Annotated in this window: 13 protein-coding genes; 3 read left to right on the top strand and 10 right to left on the bottom strand. The window is 71.5% G+C overall.

The window, feature by feature from the left end:
• Positions 1–96: 96 nt before the first annotated feature.
• Both ACFVJX_RS17610 and ACFVJX_RS17605 read right to left on the bottom strand, forming a co-directional pair.
• Positions 97–648 carry a PadR family transcriptional regulator gene (locus ACFVJX_RS17610; protein WP_384122595.1) on the bottom strand — a complete coding sequence of 184 codons (552 nt, stop codon included), beginning with the start codon at positions 646–648 and terminating at the stop codon, positions 97–99.
• Positions 649–705: 57 nt separating this feature from the next.
• Entirely contained in the window at positions 706–2,721 is a 2,016-nt protein-coding gene (locus tag ACFVJX_RS17605; protein WP_384122593.1) for an FAD-dependent oxidoreductase, read from the bottom strand.
• A gap of 235 nt (positions 2,722–2,956) precedes the next feature.
• Between ACFVJX_RS17605 and ACFVJX_RS17600 the strand changes: the two genes are divergently transcribed.
• Positions 2,957–3,481, top strand: coding sequence for a DoxX family protein (locus ACFVJX_RS17600; protein WP_384122591.1), 525 nt, complete (start codon positions 2,957–2,959; stop codon positions 3,479–3,481).
• 130 nt (positions 3,482–3,611) lie between these two features.
• Here ACFVJX_RS17600 and ACFVJX_RS17595 read toward each other — a convergent pair whose 3' ends face one another.
• A complete protein-coding gene (locus ACFVJX_RS17595; RefSeq protein ID WP_384122589.1) occupies positions 3,612–5,249 on the bottom strand; it encodes an FAD-dependent oxidoreductase in 1,638 nt (545 codons plus the stop codon).
• A 28-nt stretch (positions 5,250–5,277) separates the two neighbouring features.
• Positions 5,278–6,192, bottom strand: a complete 915-nt coding sequence (locus ACFVJX_RS17590; RefSeq protein WP_384122587.1) for a diiron oxygenase — start codon at positions 6,190–6,192, stop codon at positions 5,278–5,280.
• A 398-nt stretch (positions 6,193–6,590) separates the two neighbouring features.
• Between ACFVJX_RS17590 and ACFVJX_RS17585 the strand changes: the two genes are divergently transcribed.
• Positions 6,591–7,124 carry an EF-hand domain-containing protein gene (locus tag ACFVJX_RS17585; RefSeq protein WP_384122585.1) on the top strand — a complete coding sequence of 178 codons (534 nt, stop codon included), beginning with the start codon at positions 6,591–6,593 and terminating at the stop codon, positions 7,122–7,124.
• An 86-nt stretch (positions 7,125–7,210) separates the two neighbouring features.
• Positions 7,211–8,149 (top strand): class I SAM-dependent methyltransferase, encoded by a 939-nt coding sequence (locus tag ACFVJX_RS17580; protein WP_384122583.1) that lies wholly within the window; start codon positions 7,211–7,213, stop codon positions 8,147–8,149.
• On the opposite strand, the gene ACFVJX_RS17575 is transcribed toward ACFVJX_RS17580, so the two are convergent.
• The 6 genes from ACFVJX_RS17575 to ACFVJX_RS17550 form a co-directional block, all read right to left on the bottom strand.
• Positions 8,127–9,221 carry an NAD(P)-dependent alcohol dehydrogenase gene (locus tag ACFVJX_RS17575; protein WP_384122581.1) on the bottom strand — a complete coding sequence of 365 codons (1,095 nt, stop codon included), beginning with the start codon at positions 9,219–9,221 and terminating at the stop codon, positions 8,127–8,129. The two genes, ACFVJX_RS17580 and ACFVJX_RS17575, sit on opposite strands and share 23 nt — an antisense overlap.
• Positions 9,218–10,630 (bottom strand): aldehyde dehydrogenase family protein, encoded by a 1,413-nt coding sequence (locus ACFVJX_RS17570; protein ID WP_384122580.1) that lies wholly within the window; start codon positions 10,628–10,630, stop codon positions 9,218–9,220. The genes ACFVJX_RS17575 and ACFVJX_RS17570 overlap by 4 nt, the downstream gene beginning before the upstream one ends.
• A gap of 8 nt (positions 10,631–10,638) precedes the next feature.
• The gene (locus ACFVJX_RS17565; RefSeq protein ID WP_384122578.1) at positions 10,639–11,391 is read right to left on the bottom strand and encodes a (5-formylfuran-3-yl)methyl phosphate synthase; all 753 of its coding nucleotides are present in this window, start codon (positions 11,389–11,391) and stop codon (positions 10,639–10,641) included.
• A 205-nt stretch (positions 11,392–11,596) separates the two neighbouring features.
• Positions 11,597–11,794 carry a hypothetical protein gene (locus ACFVJX_RS17560; RefSeq protein ID WP_384122576.1) on the bottom strand — a complete coding sequence of 66 codons (198 nt, stop codon included), beginning with the start codon at positions 11,792–11,794 and terminating at the stop codon, positions 11,597–11,599.
• Between the two features lie 179 nt (positions 11,795–11,973).
• Complete coding sequence (locus ACFVJX_RS17555) at positions 11,974–12,774, bottom strand: ABC transporter permease (RefSeq protein WP_384122574.1); 801 nt, start codon at positions 12,772–12,774, stop codon at positions 11,974–11,976.
• A complete protein-coding gene (locus tag ACFVJX_RS17550; protein WP_384122572.1) occupies positions 12,771–13,838 on the bottom strand; it encodes an ATP-binding cassette domain-containing protein in 1,068 nt (355 codons plus the stop codon). Before ACFVJX_RS17550 ends, ACFVJX_RS17555 begins: the two co-directional genes overlap by 4 nt.
• Positions 13,839–13,873: the final 35 nt, after the last annotated feature.

Raw genomic sequence — 13,873 nt, 5'->3', positions numbered from 1 at the left:
GTTGCGGGAGTGCCCCAGCGGCTCTTCAGCAGCCCTTCCTCCCGGGCCTCCGGCTGGCGTTCGAGCGGAGCGGCCCCGGGTGGCGTGCCGGGGTGCCTACTCCGGGCCGGCCGCTGCGGGGACCGTGTCCTCGGCCAGCGCGCGGGTCAGCCAGCCGATCCAGAAGTTCTCCAGGTCGATGCCGCCACGCAGCACCAGATGCCGCAGCCGGTCCTGCGCAGCGGCGCGCTCCGGAGGGAAGTCCCGCTCCTCGATCGCCAGATACTCCGCGAGCTGCTCCCGGTGCAGCGCCAGATGCCGGCGCAGCTCCGCCTCCAGGCCCGGTGCGCCGACGACCGCCGCAGCCCGCATCCGCAGCAGCAGGGGGTCACGGACCTGTCTGGGGTCCTCCGGCAGGGCCACCCAGGCGGCCAGCGCCTCGCGGCCCGCCGCCAGCACCTCGTACTCCTTCTTCTGCCCCCGGGCGGGCTGGGCCGGGACGAGCGCCCTGATGTGCCCGGCCCGCTCCAGCTTCGCCAGCTCGCGGTAGATCTGCTGATGCGTGGCCGACCAGAAGTAGCCGATCGACCGGTCGAACCTGCGGGTCAGCTCCAGCCCCGACGAAGGCTTCTCGAGCAGGGCGGTGAGGATCGCGTGCGGGAGTGACATGGGGTGCATCCTAAGGACGCCCGGGAGGGGCGGGCCGCCCCTCCCGGGCGCGCCCGGTCAGAGCGAGGCGGCGAGTTCCGTGCCCTGGCGGATCGCCCGCTTGGCGTCCAGCTCGGCCGCGACGTCCGCGCCGCCGATCAGATGCGCCGGCCGGCCCGCGGCGAGCAGTTCCTCGTACAGGTCCCGCCGGGGCTCCTGGCCCGCACAAAGCACCACCGTGTCGACCGGCAGCAGATGCTGCTCGCCCTCGACCGTGACGTGCAGCCCGTCGTCGTCGATCCGGTCGTACCCCACGCCCGCCAGCATGGTGACGCCGCGGTGCCGGAGCTCGGTGCGGTGGATCCACCCCGTGGTCTTGCCGAGTCCCGCGCCGACCTTGCTCGCCTTGCGCTGGAGCAGATGGACCGTGCGCGTGGACTTCGTGCGCTCGGCGGCTCCCAGCCCTCCCCGCTCCCGGTACTCGGTGTCGACGCCCCACTGCCGGAAGAACGCCTCCGGGTCCAGGCTCGCCGCTTCCCCGCCGTCGGTCAGGAACTCGGCCACGTCGAAACCGATGCCGCCCGCCCCGACGAGAGCGACCCGGTCGCCCACCGGTGCCCCGTGGCGCAGGACGTCGAGGTAACTGACCACGCTCGGGTGGTCGACGCCCGGGATCGCGGGGGTGCGGGGGGTGACTCCGGTTGCGAGGACGATCTCGTCGAAGCCGTCGAGTCCGGCGGCGGTGGCCAGGGCACCGAGCCGGAGCTCGACCTTCTCCTCCGCCAGCCGGGTGCGGAAGTAGCGCAGCGTCTCGTTGAACTCCTCCTTGCCCGGCACCCGGCGGGCCACGTCGAGCTGCCCGCCGATTTCCTCGGCCGCGTCGAAGAGCGTCACCTCGTGGCCGCGCTCGGACGCCGTCACGGCGCAGGCGAGCCCGGCGGGTCCGGCGCCGACCACCGCGACACGCTTGCGGGTCCGCGTCGGCGACAGCACGAGTTCCGTCTCGTGACAGGCCCGCGGGTTGACCAGGCAGGAGGTGACCTGGCCGCTGAAGATGTGGTCCAGGCAGGCCTGGTTGCAGCCGATGCAGGTGTTGATCGCGTCAGCGCGGCCCTCGCTCGCCTTCACGACGAAGTCCGGGTCGGCGAGGAACGGCCGGGCCATCGACACCATGTCCGCGCGGCCCGCCGCCAGGACCTCCTCGGCGACCTCGGGGGTGTTGATCCGGTTGCTCGTCACCAGCGGTACGGAGACGGCGCCGCGCACCCTCTCGGTGACCCAGGTGAAGGCTCCCCGCGGCACCGATGTCGCGATGGTCGGGATACGCGCCTCGTGCCAGCCGATGCCGGTGTTGATGATCGTCGCCCCGGCCGCCTCGATCTCCCGCGCGAGCCGTACGACCTCCTCCAGCGACGACCCGCCGGGCACCAGGTCCAGCATCGACAGGCGGTAGATCAGGATGAAGTCGCTGCCGACCCGCTCACGGACCCGGCGCACGATCTCGACGGGGAAGCGGATGCGGTTCTCGTACGAGCCGCCCCAGCGGTCCTCGCGGTGATTGGTCTCCGCGGCGATGAACTCATTGATCAGGTAGCCCTCGGAGCCCATGATCTCGACGCCGTCGTACCCCGCGCGCCGGGCCAGCGCGGCCGCAGTGACGAAGTCCTCGATGGTCGACTCGACCTCGTCGTCGGTGAGCGCGTGCGGGGTGAACGCGCTGATCGGCGCCTTGATCGCGCTCGGTGCCACCAGGCCGGGGTGGTGGGCGTAGCGCCCGAAGTGCAGGATCTGCATGGCGATCCGGCCGCCCGCCTCGTGCACGGCCGCGGTCACCCGTGCGTGTTCGGCGGCCTCCGCCTCGGTGGTCATCTTGGCGCCACCGGGAAACGTGCAGCCGTGGTCGTTGGGCGCGATGCCACCCGTGACCATCAACCCCACGCCGCCGCGTGCACGGGCGGCGTAGAACGCGGCCATGCGCTCGAAGCCGTGCTCGACCTCTTCGAGACCGATGTGCATCGATCCCATCAGGACCCGGTTCGGGAGAGTGGTGAACCCGAGGTCGAGCGGGCTCAGCAGATGCGGGTACGGGCTCATGCGGCGGCTCCTCGCGCAGTGTCGGCCATCCAGTTCTAGACCACCGGGACGCCATTGTGCAACAAGTTGCACAATGGCGTACGTCGCACTGTGTCACGGCTCACGCCGCCCCCTGCCGTGCCCGGACGGCGTAACAACGTGACCCGTCGGGGCGCGGCGACACGGAGAGTGGTTCCGAACCGCATCCGAGGCCCCGCTGTCCGCGGCGGGACCCCGAAACCACCCGGAGACCCTCATGGGCAGCGTGAACCGTCGTGATCTCGGCCTGCTTATCCTGCGCGTCGGCACCGGCGCGGTACTGGCGGCGCACGGCAGCCAGAAACTGGCCGGCTGGTTCGGTGGCGGAGGCATCGAGGGCACCACCGCGGCGATGGAGGCCATGGGCTTCCGGCCGCCGAAGCACAGTGCGGTCGCGGCCGGAACGGGCGAGGCGGGAGGCGGTGTGCTGCTGGCCCTGGGTCTGGCCACCCCCGCGGCCGGGGCGGCGGCCGCCGGTGCGATGGCGGGAGCCGTGGCCGTCCACGCGCCCGCCGGGTTCTTCGCCCAGGGCGGCGGCTACGAGTACCCGGCCTTCCTCGGCTTCACCGCTGCCGCGATCGGACTGATCGGCCCCGGCCGCTACTCCGTCGACCACGCCACCTGCCATGCGTTCAACCAGCCCTGGACGGTGGCACTGGCCTTCGCGGGCAGCGCGGCGGCGGCCGCATTCGTCGTGGGCAAGCGAGCCAAGGCACAGGCCCCGGAGCCTGAGCATTTCTGATCGGTGGGATCCGCGGGATCGGGCGCGGCCGGCCGAACAGGAGCGGACCCCGGCGTGGGCCTCCCGGGGTCCGCTCCTGTGCTGACGGGACCCGCCGCCGCGACGGGCCCACGGGGCCGGCCCGGCCCGGCTACCTCCAGCGTCCGCCCTTCGCCGCAGCGACCAGCGCGGGAACCGTGGCGAGCCTGACCCTCGGGCGGCCCTGCCGGCGGCCGTTCGCCAGCTCGGCGCGGTCGATGGCCGCCAGACCCCTCGCGTCGACGACGTTCGCGCCGCGGCTCCGGACCAGCCGGTGGAACGCCTTGGCGGGGGATGCGGGGGAGGGCAGTACGCCCGCCACGGCGTCGCCCAGGAGGGTGCCTACGGTCTCGGCGGCGCAGGTGCGGTTGGTCCCGATGCCGCCCGAGGGGCCACGCTTGATCCAGCCCACGACATACGTCCCCGGCAGGCCCGTCACCCGGCCGCCCTCGTGCGGGACGGTGCCGGTCGTCTCGTCGAACGGCAGCCCCGGCACCGGCAGCCCGCGGTAGCCGATCGCCCGCAGGAACAGACCCGCCGGTATCTCCTGCTCGCCCTCGGCGGCCGTCACCCGCACGGATTCGACGCGGTCCCGGCCGAGTATCTCCACCGGCGCGCAGTGGAAGCGGAAGACGATGCGTCGCCCCGCCGCAGGGGGAAGGGACCAGTCGACCGTCTCCCGTCGCGTTCCCCGTAGCAGCGCGGCCTTCTCTCCCGGCGCCGCGCCGTCGATCGTCGCACCGGTCCTCGGGTCGTGGTCGTCGACGACCAGGTCCACGCCCGGCAGGTGTTTCAGGGCGAGCAGCTCGGACGCCGTGCAGGCCACGTGTTCCGGGCCGCGCCGTCCCAGCAGAACGACCTCGCGCACCTTCGAGTCCCGCAGGGCCGCCAGCGCGTGGTCGGCGATGTCCGTCCCCGCCAGGGCCGCCGGATCCGAGACCAGGATGCGGGCGACGTCCAGGGCGACGTTGCCGTTGCCGGCGACGACCACCCGATCCGCCGTCAGATCCACCGCATCGGGCGGGGTTTCGGGGTGGGCGTTGTACCAGGACACGAACGAAGTGGCCGAGACGCTGGCCGCGAGATCCTCGCCCGGGACGCCGAGGCGCCGGTCGGTGGACGCCCCGACCGCGTAGATCACCGCGTCGTGATGGGCGGCGAGCTCCTCGGCGGTGACGTCCCGGCCCACCTCGACACCCAGATGCATCCGCACCCGGGGGTGCGTGTGGAAGCGCGCGAACGTCTCGCCGGCCTTCCTCGTCGCGGGGTGGTCGGGCGCGACACCGTACCGGACGAGGCCACCGGCCACCGGCAGCCGGTCGACCAGCGTCACCTCGGCGTTGGTGTGCAGCAGCAGGTCCTCGGCGGCGTACATCCCGGCCGGTCCCGTACCGACGACCGCCACCCGGATCGGTGCGAAGTCGGACGGCAGGCTGCGCGGGAACGAGGGCTCGCCCCAGGCGTGGAAGTTCGGTCCGGCGGCAGGCTCCGGCTCCCGGTCCTCGAAGTAGGCGGCGTTGATCCCGGCGTACTCCTTCTGCGCCCCGAAGAGGCTGTCCACGGGGAAGACGGCGTCGACCGGGCAGGCGTCCGCGCAGGCGCCGCAGTCGATGCAGGTCGCCGGGTCGACGTAGAGCATCTCCGTGCTGCCGAAGGCCCGTTCGTCGGGTGTCGGATGGATGCAGTTGACGGGGCACACGGCGACGCAGGTGGCGTCGCTGCAGCAGGTCTGGGTGATGGCGTAGGTCATCTCGTCAGCTCGGGTCGGTCGGGCTCGGTCAGATCAGGGAGGCGCGCTTGTAGAAGAACAGAGCCGGTTTGGTCAGCAGCCGGGCCGAGGCGAGGAACTCCATCAGACCCGAACAGCTAGAGCGCATCAGTGACTTGTGGTGCTCGTTGCTCCTGGCCTCGGTGCGGGCCCGCTCGCTGTCCAGTCCGGCGTTGGCGTAGACGTCCCGGTTCACCATGCTGGTGACGATGTAGTACGAGGCGATGGCGACCACGAGCGAGTTGATGTGCCGGCGCACCGGACCCGCGCCGCGCAGCCGCCTGCGGGTCTCGTCACGGGCGAACTTCATGTGCCGTGACTCCTCCACCACGTGGATGTTGTTGATGGTGCGGACGAACGGCGCGACCCGCTCGTCCCGCATCCAGTCGCGCTGCATCACGTCGAGCACCTCCTCCGCGACGAGGATCGCGGCGTACGCGGCCTCGCCGAAGGCAAGTGTCTTGAAGGCCCTGCCCAGTTCGACCACCGGGCGGCGCGGACGGTAGGCCGGGGCGCCGAGCTTGGCCGCGCCGCGGGCGAACATGATCGAGTGCCGGCACTCGTCGGCGACCTCGGTCAGCGCCCACTGGAACCGCTGATCGGTCGGGTCCTTCGCGTACATGTCGCGCAGCACCATCTGCTGCAGGATCATCTCGAACCAGATGCCCGTACTGGCGACGGAGGCGGCTTCCTGGCGCGTCAGCGCCTTGCGCTGGTCCTCGGTCAACTCCTGCCAGTACGCGGTCCCGTAGAGAGTGCTCCACTCGGGGCTCGCGCCGTGGTGGTCCGTGTCCAGGGGGGTGTCCCAGTCCACCTCGGTGGCCGGGTCGTACGAGAGCTTCGCGGCCGAGTCGAGCAGACGTCGGGCGACGTCCTGCTCGGCGAGCCGGTCCTGGTCCTCCGGCCGAACAGTGCTGCTTGCCATGCTGCGGCTCCTTGAATCAAGAGAGATCGACCCGACGCCGCCAGGCGCCGCTCCCGCTTGTTAGACGTCGCGTCTAGCAAGCTGTTAGACGGAAGGTATAGCAAGAGGGTGGCGGGGGCCTACCCCCGCGTAGGGAATCCGTACGATCTCTCCACGGGGCGACTCAACGCCGGTGCCTCGAAGGGGTGATGGCGCACAATCACACCCCCTCTGGGTGAAATGCACCCGTTCAGGTGAATCCTGCTGACTTTTTCGCAACGGGGCGTTCGTCGGCCGGATAGTGAAGAGGCGGCCGCGGATCCCGGATTCGGAGCGGGCCGTGCATGCGATGACCGATCATTCCTCAATTCCTTTTGTGCCGGCCTGCGAGGCATGGCCAAAAGAAAGGTGGCGGGTCTGTGCGCGTAGAGGCAACCAACCGGGTCAAGCTCGTTTTCACCCTCCTCGATGCCAACGGGAACGGGGTTCTCGACTCCGAGGACTTCGAGATCATGGCCGGCCGGGTCGTCGAGGCGGCAGTGGATTCGGACGACACGGCAAAGAGTGCGATGGCGGCCGCGTTCCGGCGGTACTGGTCGACCCTGGAGGCCGAGCTGGACGCCGACGGAGACGGCGTGATCACTTTCGACGAGTACGCCGTCTGCGTACTCACCCCCGAGCGCTTCGACGCGACGATCAGCGAGTTCGCGGAATCGCTCGCCGCGCTCGGTGACCCGGACGGCGACGGGCTCATCGAGCGCCCGCTCTTCGCGGCGCTGATGACCGCGATCGGGTTCGGACGCCCCAACATCGAGGCTCTCTTCGACGCCTTCGAACCCACGGATGCCGATCTGATCAAGGTCGAGACCTGGGTCGAGGGAATCAAGGACTACTACAGCCCGGACAAAGCCGGAATCGCGGGTGACCATCTGGTGGGTACTCCGGCGGCCTGAAATGCGGGCCCTTCTCATCGGAAAGAGAAGGGCCCGTTCCGCATTCTGTGCTCTTTGTGGTCTTCAATCGCAACCAAGGGGGACATGTGGTCGGTACGGCGCATCGGAACACCGGCGTGGAAGGCGTCGAGGGGGGTGTCGGCCTCACCGCCCTCCTGGTCGCGGCGGCGCGGGCGATCGAGACCCACCGTCACGACGCCCTCGCCGAGGACGTCTACGCGGAGCACTTCGTGCTCGCCGCCCCGCCATGCACCGGCTGGCCGGTCCGCATTCAACAGGTGCCGGACGGGGACGCGAACCCGCTGTGGGGTCGGTTCGCCCGCTACTTCGGTCTGCGGACGAGGGTCCTCGACGACTTCCTCCTCCGGTCGGTGCACTCGGACGCTCGCCAAGTGGTCCTGCTCGGGGCCGGGTTGGACTCCCGGGCGTACCGGCTCGACTGGCCACCCGGCTGCGTGATCTACGAGATCGACCGGGAAGGCGTGCTGGCGTTCAAGCACGAGGTGCTCGGTTCGCTCTCGGCGACCCCGAAGGCCGCACGTGTACCGGTCCCGGTCGATCTGCGTGCCGACTGGGTCGGAGCGCTGCTCGGGGCAGGCTTCGACCCGGCAGCCCCGACGGTCTGGCTCGCCGAGGGGCTGCTGTTCTACCTGCCCAGCGCCGCCGAGACGTACCTCATCGACACCGTGGACCGGCTGAGTGCGGAAGGGAGCGCCCTGGCCTTCGAGGTCAAGCTCGACAAGGACCTGCTGGAGTACCGCGACAGCCCGCTCTACACCGCGACGACACAGCAGATCGGCATCGACCTGCTGAACCTCTTCAACCGGGAGCCGCGACCCGACTCGGCAGGAAACCTGGCAGGCAAGGGCTGGTCCACCGCGGTTCACACCCCCTTCGACTTCACTCATCAGCACGGACGCGGCCCGCTGCCCGAGCAGAACGACGCACTTGCGGGCAACCGCTGGGCGTTCGCGAACAAGCCCAAGCGCCAGGGGGTGCCCGCTACGGGATCAGGACGGGTTTGACCACGAGGCCCGCTTCGCAGTCGCGTTCGGCCTCGTTGATGGCGGCGAGGGGGTACGTACGGATCAGCTGGTCGAAGGGGAACCGCCCGGCCTGCCACAGCCCGGTCAGCCGTGGGATCAGCACCCCCGGCACCGCGTCCCCCTCGCAGATGTGCGAGATCCGCCGCCCCCGGTCCAGCGTGCCAGGTTCGAGCGACAGCGGGGTGTGGAGCCGCGCCACCAGCCCGAGACGGCCGGTCGGACGCAGGGCGCGCAGCGCGTCGTTGATCAACGGGCCGGAGGCCGTGGTGTCGAGCGCGTACTGAGCGCCTCCGTCGGTCAGCCGCTCGATGCGGCCGGGCAGGCCGGCCGCATCGACGTGCAGCGGAATCGCGCCGAAGCGTTCAGCGAGAGCCAGCCGTTGGGGGTGCCGGTCGACGGCCACCGTCACCGCTCCGGCGGCGGTGGCCGCCATCACCGCGGCCAGGCCCACCGCCCCGGCTCCGAAGACCGCGACGGTGTCGCCGGGGGAGACGGCGAAGGAGTTGAGGACCGCTCCGGCGCCGGTGAGGAAGCCGCAGCCGAGCGGTCCCAGCAGTTCGACCGGGAGCGCTGGGTCGACCCGGACGGCATTGCGGGCCGGGACCATCGCGTACTCGGCGAACGAGGACTGGCCGAACCACCGCGGGGCCAGCCCGCCCCCGGCCGCGTCCCTGAACCGGGCCGCGTTCTCCGCCCGTCCTCCGAAGAGGTTGAGCGAGGCGAACGACTCACAGTAGGCGGGGGCCGCGTTCAGGCAGAACCGGCAGTGTCCGCAGGAGTCGAAGCTGAGCACGACATGGTCACCGACGACCAGACCGGTGTCCGGGCCGCCCGTCTCCACCACGACCCCCGCACCCTCATGGCCGAGCACCGCCGGCAGTGGTGACCGGCCGCCGGACCGCCGGACCGCCAGATCGGTCCGGCACATCCCGCACCCAGCGACCCTGACCAGGATCTCGCCCACGGCCGGCCCCGCGTCGAGCAGGACGTCCTCGACGGTGAACGGGCTCCCGTACGAGCGCAGTACCGCTGCGCCGAACCTCCTCGTCACACCTCCTCCGGACGGTGCACGACGAACGGCCTGAGATTCCCGTAGAGCCCCCACGGCCCACCGGCCACGCCGACACCGCTGTCCTTGGTGCCCGCGAAGGGCTGGGCGAGGGACAGCTCGGCGTGGTGGTTGATCCACGCCGTCCCGCACTCCAGCCGGTCGGCCACTGCCTCGGCCCGGTCGAGGTCGGCCCCCCACACCGAGCCGCCGAGGCCGAAACCGGTGCTGTTGGCCGCCTCGACGGCCTCGTCGAGGCTCCCGTACGGCAGTACCGGCAGCACAGGACCGAACTGCTCCTCCGTCACCACCGGGCTGCCGGGCGGGACACCGGTCAGGATCGTCGGAGCGAAGAAGTAGCCCGGCCGGTCCAGACGGTGTCCACCGGACGCCGCCCGGGCGCCGTCCGTCAGGGCCTGGGCCGTGCGGCGCTCGACCCGGGCCAGCTGGGGGGCGTTGTTGACCGGTCCCAGCTGCGTGTCCGGATCGAGCCCGGCTCCGACAACCGCGGCCTTCGCGCGCTGGGCGAGGGCCTCGACCACGGAGGAGTGGAGCCGGGCAGGGGCGTAGACGCGCTTGACCGCCATGCAGACCTGACCGCAGTTGCGGAAGGCCGCCCAGAACAGCCGGTCGGCGATCCGCTCCACATCCACGTCCTCCAGCAGTACGGCGGCGTCGTTGCCGCCCAGCTCCAGCGTGACCCGGGCCAGCGAGGCCGCCGCACCCGCCGCGACGGCCCGCCCGGTGGGGACCGAACCGGTGAAGGTCACATGGCGGATCCCCGGATGGGCCGCGAGGCGGGCGCCGAGCGGTTCGTGACCGGTGACGACCGTCAGCACGTCCTCGGGAAGGGCCGCGGAGACCACGGAGACCAGCAGCCGGGTGGCGAGAGGAGTGAACGGGGAGGGCTTGAGCACCACCGTGTTGCCCGCGGCGAGTGCGGGCGCGAACTTCGCCGACGCGAGCTGAAGCGGAAAATTCCACGGGACGATGGCGGCGACCGGCCCGAGCGGCCGCCAGCGGATCTCGCTGCGCACCGGCCGGTCATCGGTGATCGGCTGGGGCACGGGGGCCGAATCGGCGAAGTAGCGCAGCCGGGCCGCCGTACGGGCGATCTCCGCGTACGACTCGGCCAGCGGCTTTCCCTGTTCACGGGTGAGCAGCGGAGCGAGTTCGGCGCCGGCCGCCTCCACGGCATCGGCCGCCGCGAGCAGCGCGGTGGCACGGGCGGCGGGGTCGGACCGCCAGTTCGGCCAGGCCGCGTGTGCCCGGCCGACCACGGAGTCCAACTCCTCCGGCCGCTGGTCCGGTGCCTCGTCGAAGGCCTCGCCCGTCGCCGGATCGACGACGGGGAAGCGGTCGAGGTGCCCGACGCGCGGGACAGGGGCGCGACGGGGTTGACGTGTCGGCATGCCGGCGGTCAGCCCGCGGTGGCGGCAGCCGCGTACTCCCGGGCATGCCGGTCCATCTCGGCCCGGAACGCGGCCACCAGTTGCGGCACGATCCTTCCGGTGGTGCGGTCGCCCCCCTGGCAGACGGCCCCCCGCACCCCCACGATGTCCGTGCCGATACGGGTCAGCGCGGCGAGGTCCCCCACCTTGACGCTGCCCGCGAGGGCGGCGAGCAGATCGGCCTCGTGGGCCAGCCGGACGAACTCCGCGCAGACATCGGGCGGAACATGGTCGAAGAGCCGTGTCCCGTCCTTGATCGCGGTGTCGAGCATGGCCGCGTCCGCTCCGGAGCGCAGTGCGATGTCGGGCAGGGCCAGCGGGTTGACGCAGCCGATCCGGTGGGCGTCGGCGTACCCCGAGGCGACGACGAACGCGTCCGGTCTGTAGTCCTTCACGGCTCGGACGACCCCTCGCATCACCTCGACGCCCTGCTCCGGCGTGGCGCAGCCGTAGAGGCCGACCTTGATGTACGTGGCCCCGGACACCGCCGCGCCGAGTGCCGCCTGAGCCACCGTGCCGGGCTTGTAGGGCACGTCTCCCACCGTGGCGGACACCGGCTTGTCCGCCGGAACCGCCTCGCGGATCGCCTTGATGACCCATGGGAAGTTCGCGCCGAGCGACCCCTCGTCGGGCTTCTTCACGTCGACGATGTCGAGGTGTTCCGCCGCCTTCGCACAGTCGAGGGCTTCCTCGACGCTGTCCGGGGAGATGAGAAGCAACAATGTGGGTTCCTTCCACGCATGTCCGCCGGCCCGGAGGGCTGATGTGCGGAACAGCTCGGATCACTCGCCGTCCCGCTCATCATCGCCGCGGACCGCACTCACCGGCAGGGCGTGCGGAGTTGGAACGGGTCATTGCCCCGCCCCTTCCACGCGCCCCGGACCGCCGTCCGCGCCGGGCGCGGACGATCGGGGCCGGCCGCGCCGGTCAGGCCAGCCCGAGCTGCTTCAGCAGGCCCAGTTCATAGCTGGTGCCCCAGCGCTCGACGTGTTCGTCGTAGGCGGAGCCGCTGTTCAGCGGGGAGGGCGGGCCGGGTGCGACCGGGTCCGTCGGGAGATCGGGACCGCCGGAGCCCGCCACTTCCCCGAGCCCGGTCCGGGCCGCGATGCTTTCCTGCTGCGACATCTGTCCGCTCCTCGGTCCCTCGCCCGGCGTTGTTGTGGGCGGCAGCCCTCGGCGGGCCCGCCGCACGTCCTGATCCTTTTCTCGGCGGTGCCCAGGAGCCAGGCGACATGCCGGGATCCACCCCAACGAGTCGGCGAGCAGCCGCGGCTTACCGCCCGTCGTGAGCCGGCTCCCACACGTCAGCCGAGCGTGATCCGGCGGAAGCGGGAGAGGGCGAGAGCCATGAAGAACGCGATGACCAGGCCCGCGCAGAGCAGTGCGTACGGCAGCGCGTGGACCACCGGCCACGCCTCGCTCACCGGCATGCCCGCGGGCGGTGGATTGCCGAAGAGCTTCCGCACGGCGGTCGCCGTCGCCGATACCGGGTTCCACTCGGCGACGGTGCGCAGTGGTCCGGGCATCGTGTGGGTCGAAACGAACGCTGACGAAACGAAGGTCACGGGGAAGAGCCAGATCAGTCCGGCGCTCTGGGCGACCTCCACGCTCCGGGCCATCAGTCCGATGGTGGCCCCGACCCATGACATGGCGAACGCGAAGAGCAGGACCAGCAGGTAGGCGAGGACGGCGTCGGCCGCGGAAGCGGCGATGCGCCAGCCCACCAGGAGACCGCACAGCGAGGTCACGGACACGGTCACCGCGCTCATGACCAGATCGGACAGGGTGCGGCCGAGCAGCACGGCGATCCGGGGCATGGGCAGGGCGCGGAATCGGTCCACCATGCCCTTGTCCATGTCGTTGGCGAGTCCCAGGGCGGTGAACGCCGCGTTGAAGGTGACCGACTGGGCGAAGATCCCTCCCATCAGGAAGGTGCGGTATCCGGCGCCTCCGAGGCTCCCGCCGAAGACGTACGCCAGGAGCAGCACGAACATCACCGGCTGCACCAGGGCGGCGATCACGGAGCCCGGGGTGCGGCGCAGGTTGAGGAGATTGCGTCCGGCGATGAGGCAGGCGTCGCGCGCCGGCCGTCGGAGCGTGTTCATCGGGGACCCTCCACACCGGTGGCCGCGCCCGGTGCGCCGGCCGGCGCGGCGGCCCACTCGCGCCTGGGGTCCGACGGTCCGGAGTCCGATGGTCCGGGATCCGACGGTCCGGTTTCCGACTGTCCTGTCAGGGCCATGAAAACGTCGTCCAGGGTGGGCGGGGCGAGTTCCACCTCGCTCACTCCCACCGCCGACAGCCGGAGCCGGCCGAGCGCGTCCTCCAGGGTGAGGGCGCCGTGATCGGTGGTGACCGTGAGCCGGCCCGTCCGCGCGTCCAGCGTCGGTGTGTGCCGCCCCAGCGCGTCCAGGATCTGTGCGGCCGTCGTCCGCAGCAGGGGATCGGGCACGGTCAGCGACAGCCGCTCACCCCCCACCAGCCCCTTCAGTTGGAGGGCGGAGCCGCGGGCGATGACCCGGCCGTGCTCGATGACGACGATGGTGTCCGCGAGCTGGTCCGCCTCCTCCAGGTACTGCGTGGTCAGCAGCACCGTGGTGCCGCCGGCGACCAGCTCCCGGATGCAGCGCCAGGTGTCGGCCCGGCCCCGCGGGTCCAGCCCGGTGGTCGGCTCGTCCAGTACGACGACGACCGGACGGGCGACGAGAGCGCCGGCCAGATCCAGCCGTCGGCGCATGCCGCCCGAATAGGTGCCGCTCGGCCGGTCGGCGGCGTCCTGGAGATGGAAGCTCTCCAGCAGCTGCCCCGCCCTGCGCCGGGCGGCGTGCCGGCCCATCCCGTAGAGCCGGGCGACGAGACAGAGGTTCTCCCGGCCCGTCAGCTTCTCGTCGACCGCCGCGTACTGGCCGGAGAGGCCCAGGTTCCGGCGGACGCTCTCGGGATCCCTGCGTACGTCGTGCCCGGCCACCCAGGCCTCCCCGCTGTCCGGACGGAGCAGCGTGCTCAGGATGCGTACGGCGGTCGTCTTGCCCGCGCCGTTGGGCCCCAGGACACCGAGTACGGTGCCCGGCGCCGCCTCCAGATCCACCCCGGCCAGGGCGGTCCTGTCGCCGAACCTCCTGGTGAGCCCCTCGGCACGTATCGCCGGCTGGTTCCGCCGCTCCGTCATCATTGCCTCTCGTCGTGCGGTCGGAGTGAACGGGT

The organism is Streptomyces sp. NPDC127177, from assembly GCF_042672475.1.
Taxonomy (GTDB): Bacteria; Actinomycetota; Actinomycetes; order Streptomycetales; family Streptomycetaceae; genus Streptomyces.
The sequence above is the reverse complement of the archived record's forward strand: the minus strand, read 5'-3'. Positions and strand labels throughout refer to the sequence as shown.

Bases quoted from the DNA above. Each gene is read 5' to 3' on its own strand.
- ACFVJX_RS17610 (WP_384122595.1), bottom strand. From the start codon at position 648: ATGTCACTCCCGCACGCGATCCTCACCGCCCTGCTCGAGAAGCCTTCG.
- ACFVJX_RS17605 (WP_384122593.1), bottom strand. From the start codon at position 2,721: ATGAGCCCGTACCCGCATCTGCTGAGCCCGCTCGACCTCGGGTTCACC.
- ACFVJX_RS17600 (WP_384122591.1), top strand. From the start codon at position 2,957: ATGGGCAGCGTGAACCGTCGTGATCTCGGCCTGCTTATCCTGCGCGTC.
- ACFVJX_RS17595 (WP_384122589.1), bottom strand. From the start codon at position 5,249: ATGACCTACGCCATCACCCAGACCTGCTGCAGCGACGCCACCTGCGTC.
- ACFVJX_RS17590 (WP_384122587.1), bottom strand. From the start codon at position 6,192: ATGGCAAGCAGCACTGTTCGGCCGGAGGACCAGGACCGGCTCGCCGAG.
- ACFVJX_RS17570 (WP_384122580.1), bottom strand. From the start codon at position 10,630: ATGCCGACACGTCAACCCCGTCGCGCCCCTGTCCCGCGCGTCGGGCAC.
- ACFVJX_RS17560 (WP_384122576.1), bottom strand. From the start codon at position 11,794: ATGTCGCAGCAGGAAAGCATCGCGGCCCGGACCGGGCTCGGGGAAGTG.
- ACFVJX_RS17555 (WP_384122574.1), bottom strand. From the start codon at position 12,774: ATGAACACGCTCCGACGGCCGGCGCGCGACGCCTGCCTCATCGCCGGA.
- ACFVJX_RS17550 (WP_384122572.1), bottom strand. From the start codon at position 13,838: ATGACGGAGCGGCGGAACCAGCCGGCGATACGTGCCGAGGGGCTCACC.